Origin of the sequence: Acetivibrio ethanolgignens, assembly GCF_001461035.1 — a bacterium.
Lineage (GTDB): Bacteria > Bacillota > Clostridia > Lachnospirales > Lachnospiraceae > Velocimicrobium > Velocimicrobium ethanolgignens.
This window is the reverse complement of sequence record NZ_LNAM01000068.1, coordinates 47001-62653: the sequence shown is the minus strand read 5'-3', so window position 1 is coordinate 62653 and position 15653 is coordinate 47001. Positions and strand designations below refer to the sequence as shown.

19 protein-coding genes and 1 pseudogene are annotated in these 15653 nt (G+C 40.9%); all 20 read left to right on the top strand.

The window, feature by feature from the left end; genetic code table 11:
- Nucleotides 1-65: 65 nt before the first annotated feature.
- Nucleotides 66-584 carry a ribosome maturation factor RimM gene (gene rimM / locus ASU35_RS04495; RefSeq protein ID WP_058351860.1) on the top strand — a complete coding sequence of 173 codons (519 nt, stop codon included), beginning with the start codon at nt 66-68 and terminating at the stop codon, nt 582-584.
- 3 nt (nt 585-587) lie between these two features.
- A complete protein-coding gene (trmD, locus tag ASU35_RS04490; protein ID WP_058351859.1) occupies nt 588-1322 on the top strand; it encodes a tRNA (guanosine(37)-N1)-methyltransferase TrmD in 735 nt (244 codons plus the stop codon).
- Between the two features lie 95 nt (nt 1323-1417).
- Complete coding sequence (gene rplS, locus ASU35_RS04485) at nt 1418-1765, top strand: 50S ribosomal protein L19 (RefSeq protein ID WP_058351858.1); 348 nt, start codon at nt 1418-1420, stop codon at nt 1763-1765.
- A 61-nt stretch (nt 1766-1826) separates the two neighbouring features.
- Nucleotides 1827-2414: a signal peptidase I gene (lepB, locus tag ASU35_RS04480; protein WP_058351857.1), complete on the top strand. Its 588-nt coding sequence runs from the start codon at nt 1827-1829 to the stop codon at nt 2412-2414.
- 1 nt (nt 2415) lies between these two features.
- Nucleotides 2416-3282 (top strand): ribosome biogenesis GTPase YlqF, encoded by an 867-nt coding sequence (gene ylqF / locus ASU35_RS04475; RefSeq protein ID WP_058351856.1) that lies wholly within the window; start codon nt 2416-2418, stop codon nt 3280-3282.
- Nucleotides 3275-3817, top strand: coding sequence for a signal peptidase I (gene lepB / locus ASU35_RS04470; protein WP_058351855.1), 543 nt, complete (start codon nt 3275-3277; stop codon nt 3815-3817). Before ylqF ends, lepB (ASU35_RS04470) begins: the two co-directional genes overlap by 8 nt.
- 23 nt (nt 3818-3840) lie before the next feature.
- Nucleotides 3841-4329, top strand: coding sequence for a signal peptidase I (gene lepB / locus ASU35_RS04465; RefSeq protein ID WP_058351854.1), 489 nt, complete (start codon nt 3841-3843; stop codon nt 4327-4329).
- Nucleotides 4330-4986: a ribonuclease HII gene (locus ASU35_RS04460; RefSeq protein ID WP_058351853.1), complete on the top strand. Its 657-nt coding sequence runs from the start codon at nt 4330-4332 to the stop codon at nt 4984-4986.
- 41 nt (nt 4987-5027) lie between these two features.
- Nucleotides 5028-5324 carry an EscU/YscU/HrcU family type III secretion system export apparatus switch protein gene (locus ASU35_RS04455; protein ID WP_058351852.1) on the top strand — a complete coding sequence of 99 codons (297 nt, stop codon included), beginning with the start codon at nt 5028-5030 and terminating at the stop codon, nt 5322-5324.
- Complete coding sequence (locus ASU35_RS04450) at nt 5321-5674, top strand: YraN family protein (RefSeq protein ID WP_058351851.1); 354 nt, start codon at nt 5321-5323, stop codon at nt 5672-5674. Before ASU35_RS04455 ends, ASU35_RS04450 begins: the two co-directional genes overlap by 4 nt.
- A gap of 3 nt (nt 5675-5677) precedes the next feature.
- A complete protein-coding gene (pgeF, locus tag ASU35_RS04445; RefSeq protein ID WP_058351850.1) occupies nt 5678-6475 on the top strand; it encodes a peptidoglycan editing factor PgeF in 798 nt (265 codons plus the stop codon).
- 76 nt (nt 6476-6551) lie between these two features.
- Nucleotides 6552-7397 (top strand): FKBP-type peptidyl-prolyl cis-trans isomerase, encoded by an 846-nt coding sequence (locus ASU35_RS04440; protein WP_058351849.1) that lies wholly within the window; start codon nt 6552-6554, stop codon nt 7395-7397.
- Nucleotides 7398-7430: 33 nt separating this feature from the next.
- Nucleotides 7431-8804, top strand: a pseudogene (locus ASU35_RS20890) (DUF512 domain-containing protein); the annotation flags it as partial.
- A complete protein-coding gene (gene der, locus ASU35_RS04430; protein WP_058351847.1) occupies nt 8797-10119 on the top strand; it encodes a ribosome biogenesis GTPase Der in 1323 nt (440 codons plus the stop codon). The pseudogene ASU35_RS20890 and the gene der, both read left to right, overlap by 8 nt.
- A 2-nt stretch (nt 10120-10121) precedes the next feature.
- Nucleotides 10122-10754 (top strand): glycerol-3-phosphate 1-O-acyltransferase PlsY, encoded by a 633-nt coding sequence (gene plsY / locus ASU35_RS04425; RefSeq protein ID WP_242861198.1) that lies wholly within the window; start codon nt 10122-10124, stop codon nt 10752-10754.
- Nucleotides 10755-10771: 17 nt separating this feature from the next.
- On the top strand, nt 10772-11785 hold the full coding sequence (locus tag ASU35_RS04420) for an NAD(P)H-dependent glycerol-3-phosphate dehydrogenase (RefSeq protein ID WP_058351846.1): 1014 nt from the start codon (nt 10772-10774) through the stop codon (nt 11783-11785).
- A 44-nt stretch (nt 11786-11829) separates the two neighbouring features.
- The gene (deoC, locus tag ASU35_RS04415) at nt 11830-12465 is read left to right on the top strand and encodes a deoxyribose-phosphate aldolase (protein ID WP_058351845.1); all 636 of its coding nucleotides are present in this window, start codon (nt 11830-11832) and stop codon (nt 12463-12465) included.
- 16 nt (nt 12466-12481) lie between these two features.
- On the top strand, nt 12482-13330 hold the full coding sequence (locus ASU35_RS04410; protein ID WP_058351844.1) for a tRNA 2-thiocytidine biosynthesis TtcA family protein: 849 nt from the start codon (nt 12482-12484) through the stop codon (nt 13328-13330).
- Entirely contained in the window at nt 13327-14028 is a 702-nt protein-coding gene (locus ASU35_RS04405; protein WP_058351843.1) for a tRNA threonylcarbamoyladenosine dehydratase, read from the top strand. The genes ASU35_RS04410 and ASU35_RS04405 overlap by 4 nt, the downstream gene beginning before the upstream one ends.
- A gap of 65 nt (nt 14029-14093) precedes the next feature.
- On the top strand, nt 14094-15566 hold the full coding sequence (gene spoIVA, locus ASU35_RS04400) for a stage IV sporulation protein A (RefSeq protein WP_058351842.1): 1473 nt from the start codon (nt 14094-14096) through the stop codon (nt 15564-15566).
- Nucleotides 15567-15653 lie beyond the last annotated feature (87 nt).

Genomic DNA, 15653 nt, shown 5'->3' with positions numbered 1-15653 from the left:
CCCAAAAAAATAAGTCTGTAAGCTGTTTTCCTTGCTTACAAACTTATTATACGAGGAGGTAGCGTATGGAAAATTATTTGCGTGTCGGTGTGATTTCCAGCACCCATGGCATTGGCGGAGAGGTAAAGGTATTTCCTACCACTGATGATAGCCAGCGTTTTAAAAAGCTGAAAAAGGTGCTTTTAGATACAGGAAAGGAATATCTGGAGCTGGAGGTTGAGCGTGTCCGTTTTTTTAAGCAGATGGTTATCGTCAAATTTAAAGACTACAACAATATTAATGATATTGAGAAATATAAAGGAAAGGATCTTCTGGTTACTCGGGAGAATGCAGTTCCCTTAGCAGATAATGAATATTTTATTTATGATATTATAGGTGCTCTGGTTGAGACTGAGGATGGAAAGGCTTTGGGAACCCTGACGGAGGTCCTGACAACAGGGGCGAATGATGTTTATGTTGTAAAGCTGCCAAGCGGAAAGGAAGTTTTGCTGCCAGTAATTGATGATTGCGTAAAGGAAATTGATACGGAGCATAAAAAGGTACTTGTTCACCTAATGCCGGGACTTTTGGAGGAGGAGAATTAAGTCATGAATTATTATGTACTGACTCTTTTCCCTGAAATGATTGAACAGGGTATGAACACCAGCATTACCGGACGAGCCATTGAAAATGGTCAAATTTCCCTGAAAGCAGTTAATATCCGGGACTATGCAGATAATAAGCATATGAAGGTTGATGATTATCCATACGGCGGTGGGGCTGGTATGGTGATGCAGGCAGAACCGGTATATCAGGCCTGTCAGGCAGTTACCTCGGAGATGGAAAAGAAGCCGAGAGTCATATATATGACACCGCAGGCGAAGGTCTTTACTCAGGAGCTGGCAAAGGAATTAGCCGAGGAGGAAAATTTGATTTTCTTGTGCGGTCATTATGAGGGCATTGATGAGCGGGTGCTGGAGGAGGTTGTAACTGACTATCTTTCGATTGGCGATTACGTCCTGACGGGTGGTGAGCTTCCAGCCATGGTTGTTATGGATGCGATTTCCCGCCTGGTACCGGGAGTTTTAAATAACGAGATTTCTGCAGAGACAGAATCCTTTTCCGACAATCTTTTAGAGCATCCTCATTACAGCCGCCCGCCGGTATGGCATGAAAAGGCAGTTCCGGAGGTTCTTATGTCGGGACATCATAAGAATATTGAGACCTGGAGAAGAGAGCAATCGATTCTTAGAACCTTGAAAAGAAGGCCGGAGCTTTTGGAAAAAGCTCCCCTGACAAAAAAAGAGGAAGATTTTATAAAAAAACACTTGCAATCCGAATAAGACTATGATAGACTAAGAACGTTGTGAGATGAGGCGTTCCTCTGCTACGGACAAGAAGTATTAAGAACGTCAAGATTAAGAAGGAGGTTCACACAATGAACGAAATTATTAAAAATATTGAGGCTGCTCAGTTAAAGGCTGAGGTTTCCGAATTCCATGTAGGTGATACTGTTAGAGTATACGCTAAGGTAAAGGAAGGAAACCGTGAGAGAACTCAGGTATTTGAGGGTACTGTTTTAAAGAGACAGAACGGTGGAGCAAGAGAAACCTTTACTGTAAGAAAGATTTCTAATGGAATCGGTGTTGAAAAGACATGGCCTTTACATTCTCCAATTGTTGAGAAGATTGAGGTAGTAAGACGCGGTAAGGTTAGAAGAGCAAAACTTAATTACTTACGTGACAGAGTAGGTAAGGCTGCTAAGGTAAAAGAATTAGTTAAATAGTCAAGACTAAAAGGGACAAGACAATATGTGTTGTCCCTTTTTTGACAGTACAGGAGGGGCTATGGATTACGGTTATCTGGGCAAAAAGCCGAAAAGTAAAAGAAAAAGGATACAGGAAGTCGTTGTATTTATCATAGAGATTATTCTGGTAATTATAGCTGCGTACTGCATTATTGCTTTTGGTGTGGAGAAAACGACTATGATTGGAGAATCCATGGAGCCAACCCTGACCGACCAGAATAAAATTATTATCAATAAAATTTCCTATCGCTTTTCAAGTCCAAAACGGTTTGATGTTGTGGTATTTAAGCCACAGGGAAAGGAACACAGCTATTACAGCATAAAGAGAGTGATTGGTCTGCCTGGAGAGACAGTACAGATTCTGAATGGACAGGTATATATTAATGATGAGCTTCTGGAGGAGAAGTTCGAGGTGTCCAATATCGTAAATGAGGGACTGGCAGCGGAGCCGGTTACTCTGGAAGAAGACGAATATTTTGTATTAGGGGATAACCGGAACAACAGTGAAGACAGCCGGTTTGCTAATGTTGGAAATATAACAAAAAAGGAGATTGCAGGAAAGGCCTGGCTTAGATTAAAGCCTTTCAATTTTGTAAATCTCCTGGGAGAAAAGAAAATGGAGGAATAGAATGAACTTTCAGTGGTATCCGGGACATATGACCAAGGCACGCCGTATGATGCAGGAGGATATTAAGCTGATTGATGTGGTAATTGAGCTGGTAGATGCCAGAGTACCCCTCAGCAGCAAAAATCCTGATATTGATGAGCTTGCCAAGAATAAATCCCGTATTATACTTTTAAATAAATATGATTTGGCTGATCCAAAGCAGACAGAAAAGTGGAAAAGCTGGTATGAAAGCCAGGGTTATTTTACAGCCATGGTAAATGCCCGTTCAGGAGGTGGTATAAAAGCTGTACAGAATGTAATTATGGAAGCTTGTAAGGAAAAAATTGAAAGAGACCGCCGGCGCGGTATCTTAAATCGTCCGGTGCGGGCTATGATAGTCGGTATTCCTAATGTTGGAAAATCTACTTTTATCAACAGCTTTGCTGGCAAGGCTTGTACAAAAACAGGAAATAAACCAGGTGTTACCAAAGGAAAGCAGTGGATTCGTCTGAATAAGAATGTTGAGCTTTTAGACACTCCGGGTATTTTATGGCCTAAATTTGAAGACCAGACAGTAGGCTTACGCCTTGCATTTATTGGCTCTATTAAAGAGGAAATCCTAAATGTAACAGAGCTTTCTTTAGAATTTATCCGTTTTATGAACCAGTCCTATCCAAAGGTATTAGAGGAGTTTTATAAGCTGGATAGTGAAACAAATCCTGAAGAAGATGCATTGAAAACCTTGCAGCAGATTGCCAGGGTGCGAGGCTGCATTAAAAAGGGCAGTGAAGTGGATTTAGATAAGGCTGCCTTACTTTTGATGGATGATTTTAAGGCTGGACGTCTTGGAAAGATTACATTGGAAGGGCCGGTGGAAGAACATGAATAAAAGGTTAAAAAAAGAGCTGTTTTCTATTCTTGCATATACAGCAATTGTTCTTTCTCTTGCCTTTTTTATGCGGAGCTTTGTGCTTCAACGTACTCTGGTGGACGGACATTCCATGGAGGAAACCCTTCAGGATGAGGATCAACTGATTATTGATAAGCTTTCGTACAAAATAAAGGAACCAAAACGGTTTGATATTGTGGTTTTTCCTTATAAATATGACGAAGATACTTATTATATTAAACGTATTATCGGTCTGCCAGGTGAACGTGTTCTGATTAAGGGAAATACGATTTATATTAATGGGGAGCCTTTAGAAGAAAACTACGGAAAGGAAGCCATGGATGAGGATACTGTCGGAATTGCAGCAACAGAGCTTCTTTTAGCGGAGGATGAATACTTTGTGCTGGGAGATAACCGGAATAACAGTTCAGACAGCCGTTCCGAAGATATAGGACCGATTAAAAAAGAAGAAATTGTTGGTAAGGCAGTTCTCCGCATCTGGCCTTTCCATGATTTCGGATTTCTTCCCAAGTAGATACAGGAAGGAGACGAAGGAAAATGAAGTTAATGAAAAATTATTTAAAAAAAGCCAGTTTAATTCTGGCAGTCTTTTTCTTTATTTATGGCGTCGCCTCCTTTTTGAATGATTATCTGCTTCAGGCAGAAAAAATACAGGGTACCTCCATGGAGCCACTGCTTACTGATGGAGAGATGGTTTTTGTTTCGGATATTCCTTTCTGGTTTTCAAAGCCAAAGCGATTTGATGTAATTGCCTTTAAAAAAGAAAATACTCTGTATGTAAAACGCATTGTTGGTCTGCCAGGTGAAAAAATAGCTGTAAAAAACGGCAATATCTATATTGATGGACAGGTGGTTCCTGAAAATTTTGGTAAAGAGCCAATCAGTGAAGATATGGAAGAGATGGTTCTTAGAAAAGAGGAATACTTTGTGCTGGGAGATAATCGGAATTTTAGTATAGACAGTCGTTCCAGAGAAATTGGTGCAGTAAAGAAGGAACAAATCAGAGGAAAGGTGCTTTTTAAATAAATGACCAAAAAAGAAGAACAGGAAGCAAAACGAAAAAAAAAGCTGGAGGCTGAGCTGGAAAGAGTAGAGCAGATGTGCCAGTATGAAAAGGAATATGCTTTTGCAGAATATATCTGTGGGATAGATGAGGTAGGACGGGGACCGTTAGCAGGGCCTGTAACGGCCTGTGCTGTTATACTTCCGAAGGACTGCCGGATTTTATATGTAAATGACTCAAAAAAGTTATCAGAGAAAAAAAGGGAGCTTTTGTATGCAGAGATTATGGAAAAGGCAGTCAGTGTAGGTATTGGGATTGTCTCTAATGGGGTAATCGATGAAATTAATATTTTGCAGGCTACCTATGAGGCTATGCGGCAAGCGATTGGTAAGCTTACGGTTACACCCGAAATTTTATTAAATGATGCCGTAACGATTCCGGAGGTTTCGATTCAGCAGGTGCCAATTATTAAGGGAGATGCTAAAAGTATGTCCATAGCTGCTGCCAGCATTGTAGCAAAGGTTACCAGAGATCATCTAATGGAGGATATGGATAAGCTGTATCCTTTCTACCATTTTGCAAAAAACAAAGGCTATGGCACAAAGGAGCATATGGAAGCCTTACAGAAGCTGGGACCATGTCCGATTCACAGAAGAACCTTTATTAAAAACTTTTTATAAGCTGACGATATGTATAACAAAAGACAGGAGGTTTTCAGAGGATGGATGAAAAAGAAAAAGAACGCCGGTTGAAAACAGCCGTTGCCCTGTCCTATAACCCGGAGGAGACAGCACCAAAGATTATTGCTTCGGGTAAGGGCTATCTGGCAGAAAAAATTATAGAAGAGGCAAAGGAACTAAAGGTGCCGACCCATCAGGATTCCAGATTGGCAGAAACGCTGTCCAGGCTGGAGGTTGGAGATTTTATACCTCCAGAGCTTTATGAGGTGGTTGCCGAGGTTCTTTTGTTTGTTGATAAAATGGACCGTATTAAGGGAAAGGTAATAAAACGCAGGTGAATACCAGAAAAATAGGGAAAGAAAAGGAAGAGTCTGCTCTTTGTTATTTGTCAGAACATGGCTATAAAATTCTGGAGCAAAATTTTTATACCCGCTATGGTGAAATTGATCTGATAGGAAAAGAGGACTCTTATCTTGTTTTTATTGAAGTAAAATATCGAAGCACATCAAAAAATGGTGTACCGGAGGCAGCTGTAACGTTACAGAAACAGCGGAAAATTATAAGGGCAGCTAGGTATTATCTTTACAAAAAGGGACTGCCAGAGGATACTCCGGTCCGTTTTGACGTATTGTCGGTGTTAGGAAAAGAATACCGGCTAATTAAAAATGCATTTGAGATAGGTGGATAAATCATGATAGAAAATAAAATTACACGGATGGTAGAAAAGGATGGAGTTCCCTACCTGGTATTTACCCCGTTTCTTGGGCTATCCTTTCTTTCTCATGGCTTTTCGACCCGTCTGGGCGGTGTCAGCGAGGGTGAATTTTCTTCGATGAATTTAAGCTATGAAAGAGGAGATAAGCCCGAGGCGGTAGATGAAAATTACAGAAGAATCTGCCAGGCTATGGGAGTTTCTGATGAAAATCTTGTATTTTCCCAACAGGTACATGATACCAGAGTTGTCCGGGTAGAGAAACCAGGACGTTATTTAAAGGGAATTGACGGCATGGTAACAGATACCCCAGGACTTGTCCTTACAACCTCCTATGCCGATTGTGTTCCTCTTTTTTTTGCAGACCCTATAAAAAAAGCTGTCGGGTTATCCCATTCTGGCTGGAGAGGAACCTGCGGTGAAATTGGAAAAGCAACAGTAAACAAAATGCAGGAGGAATTTGGTTCTGTGCCTTCGGATATTCTGGCAGTTATCGGGCCCTCCATCTGCGGTAGCTGTTATGAGGTAAGCCAGGAGGTAGCAGAAAAGTTTCCTTCGGAAGCTATCTGGCAGAAAAAGGATAGTCCAAAGGATAAATATCAGCTGGATTTGTGGAAAGCCAATCAACTGGTTCTTAAAGGTGCCGGTCTTAAGGAAGAAAATATTTACCTTTCCGGAGTTTGTACCTGCTGCAACTCCAATGTTTTATTTTCTCACAGGGCAAGTGGAGGAAAACGTGGAAACTTAAATGGGTTTATAAGTATAAATATTTTCTAAACCCCTTTCTTTTTTGCAGAAAATATGGTATAAATGAAGAAGCCCCAAAGAGGGGGAAAAGAAGAGGAGAATTAAAATGAAGAAGAAATTATTACTTTTAGCAGCACTTTTATGTACATCTATGGCATTATCAGGCTGCGGCAGCAAGAAAACAACACAAATAAAAACAGATTATAATCTGGACAAATGTATTACCTTAGGTACCTATTCCGGTATTGAAAAGGAAGCAGTTGGAGATACTGTTAAAGAAGGTGATACTGTAAATATTGATTTTGTGGGAAAAAAGGATGGGGAAGCCTTTGAAGGTGGTACCGGTAATTCTGATTTAATGATTGGCTCCGGCCAGTTTATTCCTGGCTTTGAAGAAGGCCTGATTGGTGTTAAGATTGGTGATACTGTTGACCTTGATTTAACCTTCCCTGAAGAATACCCGAACAATCCGGAGCTGGCAGGACAGGCTGTTGTATTTACTGTTACAGTAAACAGTATTGTAGAGGATGAGGATGCTGTCTGGAAAACCGCAATAGAGAATGCCACCGTAAAGGAATACCCGGAGTCTGAGATGGAAAATGCATATACCAATATGGAGAATTACTATAAAAATATGGCTGGGTACTACCAGATGGAATATGCAGATTTTCTGGCTCAGTTGAGTACCTCTGAGGATACCTTCCGTGAGGATTTAAAAGAGGCTGCACAAGCCTCTGTAAAGGAAAAGCTGGTTGCCCTTGCAATTGTTGAAACAGAAGGTCTGGAGATATCTGATAAGGAATATGAAGAAAAAACTGCTGAATATGTAAAAAACTATGGCTTTGAGTCTAAGGAAGCTATGATAAAGGCTGTAACAGAGGACGCATTGATGGAACAGATGCTGATGGAAAAAGCCCGTCAATTTGTACTGGATAATGCTGTTACAAAATAATAAAGCCTTTTTTTAAAGGCGACTGGGGCCGTCTTAGGGACGGCTCTTAAAAGTGGTAATAAAGGTGATGAATCAATGGAAAAGGGACATAAAATAGCCTATGTGGAACCCGGAAGCATTGGCGATGAAATGGAGCTTGCAGCTGGAGATATTCTTTTAGAGGTCAATGGGAAACGCGTCAAGGATATTTTTGACTATCATTATCTGACAAATGAAGAATACCTGACTCTGCTTGTTGAAAAAGCCGACGGGGAAGAATGGGAGCTGGAAATCGAAAAGGAATACGAAGAGGATTTGGGCCTTGAATTTGAACAGGGACTGATGGACGAGTATCGTTCCTGCTCTAATAGATGTATTTTCTGCTTTATTGACCAGATGCCTCCAGGGATGAGGGATACTCTGTATTTTAAGGATGATGATGCAAGACTTTCCTTTTTACAGGGAAATTATATTACACTGACTAACATGAAGGATGAGGATCTGGACAGAATTATCCTTTATAAACTGGCACCTGTTAATATATCTGTTCAGACGATGAATCCGGAGCTTCGCTGTAAAATGCTTCATAACCGTTTTGCTGGGGAGGCATTAAAAAAAATAAAGCGTCTGTATGATGCCGGTCTGGAAATGAACAGCCAGATTGTCCTCTGCAAAGGCTATAATGACGGAGAAGAACTGGATCGGAGTATCCGGGAGCTTTCCGAATACCTTCCTTATATGAAAAGTCTTTCTGTAGTACCCGTTGGTCTTTCCAAATACCGGAAGGGATTGTCACCTTTGGAAAAATTTACAAAAGAGGATGCTCTTAAGGTTTTAGAGCAGATTCATAGCTGGCAGGACAAGCTTTTAAAAGAGCATGGTACAAGATTTGTGTTTGCTAGTGATGAATGGTATATTAAAGCCGAACTTCCAATTCCTGAAGAAGATTACTATGAAGGCTATGGTCAGATAGAAAATGGCGTCGGCATGGTGCGTTCTCTCTTAGATGAGGCAAGAGATGCAATAGATAAGCTTACAGCTTCTGCCAAGGATGCCCCGAAAAGAAAGGTATCCTTGGTAACTGGAGTACTGGCCGCACCAGTGTTAAAAGAAATCACAGATCATCTCAAGAAAAAGTGTCCGGAAATTGAAATAAGTATTTATACGATTATCAATCACTTTTTTGGTACAGACATTACCGTAGCAGGTCTTTTGACCGGACAGGATATTATAGAACAGCTAAAAGGCAGGGATTTGGGAGAATATTTGATTTTACCGGATGTTTTACTGAGAAGCGGTGAAGAAGTATTGCTGGATGATATTACGGTATCTGATATCGAAAAAGCTTTACAAATTGAAATCCATATTGTAAAATCAGACGGAAAGTCATTAATTGATACAATAGTGAAGGAGCAGAGGAATGAGTAAACCAATTGTAGCCATCGTAGGACGTCCCAATGTAGGAAAATCTACACTTTTTAACGTTCTGGCCGGTGAAAAAATTTCAATTGTAAAGGATTATCCGGGTGTTACAAGAGACCGTATTTATGCAGATGTCACATGGCTGAATTATCAGTTTACGATAATAGATACCGGTGGTATTGAGCCAGAGACAAAGGATAGGATGCTTTCCCATATGAGAGAGCAGGCAGAGATTGCAATTACAGCAGCAGATGTGATATTATTTATTGTAGATGTTCGCCAGGGGCTTTTAGATGCTGACTTTAAGGTGGCAGATATACTTCGTAAGTCGAATAAGCCAGTAGTTTTAGTGGTAAACAAGGTAGATAGCTTTGAAAAGTTTATGCCGGATGTCTATGAATTTTATAATCTGGGCATTGGTGACCCACAGCCGGTTTCTGCTAATGGCATGCTGGGTATTGGTGATATGCTGGATGAGGTTGTAAAGCATTTTCCTGAAAATAAGGAGGGTGCAGAGGAGGATGAAAGACCTCGTATTGCCATTGTTGGAAAGCCAAATGCCGGAAAATCCTCTATTATTAACCGACTTTTAGGTGAAAACCGGGTGATTGTATCAGATATTGCAGGTACTACAAGAGATGCTATAGATACGGCTGTTATTTGGAATGAAAAAGAATATGTTTTTATTGATACAGCAGGACTAAGACGAAAAAATAAAATTAAAGAGGATTTAGAACGGTATAGTATTATCCGTACTGTTGCTGCGATAGAGAGAGCAGATGTTGTACTTTTGGTTATTGATGGGACAGAAGGGATTACTGAGCAGGACGCAAAGATTGCCGGTATCGCCCATGACCGTGGGAAAGGAATTATCGTATGTGTTAATAAATGGGATCTGGTAGAAAAGGATGGTAAGACAATTTACCGCTTTACTGAGAAAGTTCGAGAAACCCTGTCCTTTATGCCATATGCGGAAATTATCTTTATTTCTGCACTGACCGGTCAGAGACTTCCAAAGGTATTTGAGATGATTGAGACTGTCATTCAGTTCCAGAACCTCAGAGTTGCTACCGGTGTATTAAATGAAATTATTACTGAGGCCGTTGCTATGCAGCAGCCACCGTCAGATAAAGGTAAGAGACTTAAGATTTTCTACTGCACCCAGGTAGCGGTGAAACCACCAAGCTTTGTTATTTTTGTAAATGACAAGGAATTGATGCATTTTTCGTATACCCGCTATTTAGAGAACCGGATTCGTGAGGCCTTTGGCTTTACAGGAACAGCACTTAAATTTTTCATTCGTGAGAGGAAGGAAAAGTAACTATGCTTTCAGATAAACTGATGATTTTTATTTGTCTGGTAATTGGATATTGCTGCGGCTGCTTTACTACCGGCTATTTTGTAGGAAAAGCAAAACACATAGATATCCAGCATAAAGGAAGTGGCAATTCAGGAGCAACCAATGCTTTGAGAACCATGGGTATTGGTCCGGCTGTTATTACCCTGCTTGGTGATGCTTTTAAAGCGGTTATTCCAATCTGTGTATTACGGTTTGGATTTTCCGGTATTCAGCCATGCTGGGAGTTATATGCTCTATATTTAGGTCTTGGTGTTGTACTTGGGCATAATTATCCCTTTTATCTGCATTTTAAAGGCGGAAAAGGAATTGCCGCCATGGGAGGAACGATTTTTGCCATTGCCGACTGGAGAGTTACCGTTGCAGCTATTGTTATTTTCGTAAGTATTGTAGCTGCAACACGATATGTGTCTTTGGGGTCTTTGGTTGTAGCATGGACACTTCCGGTAAATGTTTTGTTATTTTACAGAAGCAGTCCTGTATTTTTACATATGCTGATTATAGCACTTGTATTTACCTTACTTGCATATATCCGGCATTGGTCTAATATCAAACGGCTTTTGTCCGGAGCAGAACGAAAAATAGGAGAAAAAGCATAGGCTTTAGGAGGAGAACAATGAAAAAGGTTAGTTTACTGGGTGCAGGAAGCTGGGGAACTGCTCTGGCAATCCTATTGGCCAATAATGGCCATGATGTAACCCTTTGGTCTGCAGTACAGTCTGAGGTGGATATGCTTCGGGAAAACAGAGAGCATAAGGATCGTCTGCCAGGGGTTAAGCTGCCGGATAATATCTCAATTAGTGATGATTTAGGAGAGGCCTGCCAGGATAAAGATTTAATTGTATTTTCCGTAGCTTCTCCTTATGTAAGGCTGACTGCCCAGAAGGCAGCAACCTTTATTAAAGAGGGTCAGATTATTGTCAATGTAGGAAAGGGAATAGAAGAAGCTACGCTGATGACTCTGTCAGAAATTTTAAATCAGGAGATTCCCCAGGCCGATATCAGTGTTTTATCTGGTCCAAGCCATGCGGAAGAGGTAAGTAAGGGAATTCCGACTACGGTTGTAGTTGGCTCCACAACAAAGGAAACGGCATATTTTATTCAGGATATTTTTATGAACGAGAGCTTCCGTGTCTATACCAGTCCGGATATCATAGGTATTGAGCTGGGTGGTTCTGTAAAGAATGTAATCGCTTTGGCTGCCGGTGTTATTGATGGTCTTGGCCTTGGCGATAATACCAAAGCGGCTCTTATAACAAGAGGAATTGCAGAAATGAGCCGTCTGGGAGTAGCTATGGGTGGCAAAATGGAAACCTTCTCCGGACTTTCCGGTATTGGAGATTTGATTGTAACCTGCACCAGCAAGCACAGCCGTAACCGGAATGCCGGATATCTGATTGGTAAGGGTTATACCATGAACGAGGCTATGGATGAGGTGAAGCAGGTTGTAGAAGGCGTTTATTCTGCCAAGGCAGCCCTTAAGATGGCCCAGGAGCACGGAGTTTCCATGCCAATTGTGGAAGAGGTAAATAAGGTTCTCTTTGAAAACAAAACATCAAAGGAAGCCCTGGATGATTTATTTAACCGGGATAAACGAAGAGAGTATTCTGATTTAAAGTGGGAAAAATAATGCTTTTTAGCATTAAATAAATAAAAGAGAGGATGTATAATACAATGAGTATTGCAGCAAAAATTGATCACACGATGTTAAAGGCAGATGCCACTACAGAAACGATTAAGCGTTACTGTGATGAGGCAAAAAAATATGGATTTGCTTCCGTATGTGTAAATTCCTGCCATGTGCCAACGGTTGCAGAGGAATTAAGGGATTCCGATGTTAAGACCTGCTGTGTTGTAGGCTTCCCACTGGGGGCCATGCTTACTGAAGCAAAAGCCTATGAAGCAAAGGCTTCTGTAGCAGCAGGGGCAGAAGAGATTGATATGGTAATCAATATTGGTGCCGTAAAGGACAAAAATTTTGATTTGGTATATGAGGATATCAAAGCAGTAGTAGAAGCCTCTAAGCCGGCAATTGTTAAGGTAATCATTGAGACCTGTCTTCTGACAGACGAGGAAAAGGTTAAGGTATGTGAGCTTTCTGTAAAGGCTGGTGCAGCCTTTGTAAAAACTTCTACCGGTTTCAGTACAGGTGGTGCTACTCCGGAGGATGTTGCATTGATGAAGAAAACTGTTGGCGATAATGCACTTGTTAAAGCAAGTGGCGGTATCCGTACTCCTGAAGATGCAAAGGCTGTATTAGAGGCTGGAGCAGACCGTATCGGTGCAGGAAACGGTGTTGTTTTATTATAGGAAACAGGTTTGAGCAATGGAGAGATACCAAGAAATAGAACGGAGCCTCATCAAAAAGTTCCGTAAGCCAATCTGGCGTAAATTTATTCTGGGCTTGAAGGAATATGAACTGATTAACGAAGGAGACAAGATTGCCGTCTGTATTTCAGGCGGCAAGGACTCCATGCTTTTGGCCAAATGTATGCAGGAGCTCCAAAGGCATGGAAAATATCATTTTGATCTGGAATTTATCGTCATGGACCCAGGCTATAATAAAGTGAATCGGGAAACCATCATCAAAAATGCTGAAATTATGAATATTCCGATTCACATATTTGAAACAGAGATTTTCAATACGGTAGTAACCATAGAGGATAATCCCTGCTATCTGTGTGCCCGGATGCGTCGGGGCTATCTTTATAAGGAAGCCCAGAGCTTAGGCTGCAATAAAATTGCCTTAGGCCATCATTTTGATGATGTAATTGAAACAATTTTAATGGGAATGCTCTATGGTGGACAGTTTCAGACAATGATGCCAAAGCTTAAGAGTACAAATCATCCGGGAATGGAGCTGATAAGACCTCTATATTATGTAAAGGAAGCTGATATCCTTGACTGGTGCCGCTATAATGACCTTCATTTCATCCAGTGTGCCTGCCGCTTTACAGAGGAATATACAAAGGCAGAAAATGCTGCCGATGTTTCCAAGCGGCAGGAAATGAAGCAGTTGATTCAGAAATTCCGGGAAACCAGTGATATTATTGAAATGAACATCTTTAAAAGTGCTTATAATGTTAATTTAAATACGGTGATTTCCTATAAACAGGATGGTGTAGAACATCATTTCCTTGAGAAATTTGACCGTCCACAGCAGGAGGAAGAATGAGGGAGCAATTTGAACGAACAGCTCTTCTCCTTGGAGAACAGGCAGTAGAGCATCTCTTAAAATGCCGGGTAGCCGTTTTTGGTATCGGTGGTGTCGGCGGTTTTGCTGTAGAGGCACTGGCACGGGCTGGTATTGGAGCTATTGATTTATTTGACCACGATAGGGTGACCTTGAGTAATTTAAACCGCCAGATTATCGCGACAAGGGATACTATAGGACGTCGGAAGGTAGAGATAATGAAGGAGCGTATTCTTGCTATCAATCCTGATGCAAAAGTGACTGCGAATCCGGTATTTTTTCTTCCAGAAAACCAGGACAGCTTTGATTTTTCTGTGTATGACTATGTGATTGATGCTATTGACACAGTCAGCGGAAAGCTCTCTATAATTACGAAGGCTAAGGAGGCTGAAGTACCGGTCATCAGTGCTATGGGTGCAGGTAATAAGCTGGATCCGACCCGGTTTAAAGTAACGGATATTGCTAAAACCAAGGTATGTCCTCTGGCCAAGGTCATGAGAAGAGAATTAAAAAAACGTAATATTAAGGATGTAAAGGTGGTTTATTCAGAAGAAGAACCAAAGTTTTCCGGTAAAATAGGAGATAATGGAAAGCCTGTTCCTGGAAGCTGCTCCTTTGTTCCGTCTGTGGCAGGGCTGATTCTTGCAGGCGAGGTAATAAAGGATTTAATAAAGGTATAAGAACGAACTCCTCTGACATATACTGTAACAGCACAAATTTACAGGTATGGAAGGGGAATTTTTTTATGGACAACAGCATTTATAAGGATATACAAATACGAACCGGCGGGGAAATCTACATTGGTGTTGTAGGACCGGTAAGAACCGGAAAATCGACCTTTATCAAACGTTTTATGGATTTGATGGTCATTCCCAATATGGAGGATGTACATAGCAGGGAGCGGGCTGTGGATGAACTCCCCCAGTCAGCAGCCGGCAAAACAATTATGACAACAGAGCCCAAATTTATACCAAAGGAGGCTGCAGAAATTACGTTTTCCGAGGATACAAAGGCATCTGTGCGTCTGATTGACTGTGTTGGTTATATGGTAGATGGAGCCAAGGGACATATTGAAAATGAACAGGAGAGAATGGTGAAAACCCCATGGTTTGAAGAAGAAATTCCGTTTACCCAGGCTGCTGAATTAGGTACCCGTAAGGTTATTACCGACCATTCTACTATAGGGATTGTTATTACAACAGATGGAAGCTTTGGTGAAATACCGAGAGAAAATTACCAGGCCCCAGAAGAAAGAACAATCCGTGAATTAAAAAACCTTGGAAAACCATTTATTGTTCTTTTGAACTCGAATCGGCCTTATTCCGAGGACACCCAGTCTTTAGCAGACACTTTGTCTAATAGATATGATGTTACTGTCCTTCCTGTAAACTGCCAGCAGTTGAAAAAAGAAGATATTCATCAGATTATGGCTCAAATGCTTTCCGCCTTTCCTGTCAGCCGTGTTAATTTCTACCTTCCTAAATGGATAGAAATGCTTTCTGGAAAACACTGGCTAAAGCTAGAGCTTCTCAGTCAGGTAAAGGAAATCCTTACTAAGCTGACCTTAATAAAGGATGTTCGAGCAGAGCTTTTAGAAACACAAAGCCCTTATATCCGCCGGTTTAAGCTGGATAAAATTAACTTGGAAAATGGAAATGTCGATATTAATGTCGAATTTGACGACCAGTATTATTACCAGATATTAAGTGATGTTGTCGGTACGCCGATTGAAGGAGAATACCAGCTGTTTTCTATTTTACGGGAACTGGCAGAAAAGAAGAAGGAATATGAAAAGGTAGGTTCTGCTCTGAATGAAGTCCGACAGCGATCCTATGGTGTGGTAACACCGTCTTTGACAGAAATTAAGCTGGAGGAACCGGAAATTATTAAGCATGGTAATCGGTATGGTGTTAAAATTAAGGCTCTGGCACCTTCTATCCATATGATAAGTGCTGATATTGAAACAGAAATAGCCCCTATTGTAGGATCAAAGGAACAGGCAGAGGACTTAATTCAGTATATTGCTGCCAATGGAAGAAATGATAAAAATGGTATTTGGGAAACAAATATTTTTGGAAAATCTATCCGTGAGCTGGTAGAGGACGGAATCCAAAATAAGGTACATAAGTTGACAGATGATAGTCAGTTAAAGCTTCAGGAGGCCATTCAAAAGGTTGTAAATGACAGTAATGGCGGCCTGGTCTGCATTATAATATAAGGTTTTGCTTCCTGCTCTTGACAAAATTATGCCACATTGTTATAATACTCGTGTAATAATTTTTAATAATTTTGTAACAAATCATTT

Coding starts and splice junctions, on each gene's coding strand:
- ASU35_RS04410 (WP_058351844.1), top strand. CDS start 12,482: ATGGAGAGATACCAAGAAATAGAACGGAGCCTCATCAAAAAGTTCCGT.
- der (WP_058351847.1), top strand. CDS start 8,797: ATGAGTAAACCAATTGTAGCCATCGTAGGACGTCCCAATGTAGGAAAA.
- ASU35_RS04460 (WP_058351853.1), top strand. CDS start 4,330: ATGACCAAAAAAGAAGAACAGGAAGCAAAACGAAAAAAAAAGCTGGAG.
- ASU35_RS04455 (WP_058351852.1), top strand. CDS start 5,028: ATGGATGAAAAAGAAAAAGAACGCCGGTTGAAAACAGCCGTTGCCCTG.
- plsY (WP_242861198.1), top strand. CDS start 10,122: ATGCTTTCAGATAAACTGATGATTTTTATTTGTCTGGTAATTGGATAT.
- ASU35_RS04440 (WP_058351849.1), top strand. CDS start 6,552: ATGAAGAAGAAATTATTACTTTTAGCAGCACTTTTATGTACATCTATG.
- pgeF (WP_058351850.1), top strand. CDS start 5,678: ATGATAGAAAATAAAATTACACGGATGGTAGAAAAGGATGGAGTTCCC.
- ASU35_RS04405 (WP_058351843.1), top strand. CDS start 13,327: ATGAGGGAGCAATTTGAACGAACAGCTCTTCTCCTTGGAGAACAGGCA.
- rimM (WP_058351860.1), top strand. CDS start 66: ATGGAAAATTATTTGCGTGTCGGTGTGATTTCCAGCACCCATGGCATT.
- ASU35_RS04420 (WP_058351846.1), top strand. CDS start 10,772: ATGAAAAAGGTTAGTTTACTGGGTGCAGGAAGCTGGGGAACTGCTCTG.
- deoC (WP_058351845.1), top strand. CDS start 11,830: ATGAGTATTGCAGCAAAAATTGATCACACGATGTTAAAGGCAGATGCC.
- lepB (WP_058351857.1), top strand. CDS start 1,827: ATGGATTACGGTTATCTGGGCAAAAAGCCGAAAAGTAAAAGAAAAAGG.
- spoIVA (WP_058351842.1), top strand. CDS start 14,094: ATGGACAACAGCATTTATAAGGATATACAAATACGAACCGGCGGGGAA.
- trmD (WP_058351859.1), top strand. CDS start 588: ATGAATTATTATGTACTGACTCTTTTCCCTGAAATGATTGAACAGGGT.
- rplS (WP_058351858.1), top strand. CDS start 1,418: ATGAACGAAATTATTAAAAATATTGAGGCTGCTCAGTTAAAGGCTGAG.
- lepB (WP_058351854.1), top strand. CDS start 3,841: ATGAAGTTAATGAAAAATTATTTAAAAAAAGCCAGTTTAATTCTGGCA.
- lepB (WP_058351855.1), top strand. CDS start 3,275: ATGAATAAAAGGTTAAAAAAAGAGCTGTTTTCTATTCTTGCATATACA.
- ylqF (WP_058351856.1), top strand. CDS start 2,416: ATGAACTTTCAGTGGTATCCGGGACATATGACCAAGGCACGCCGTATG.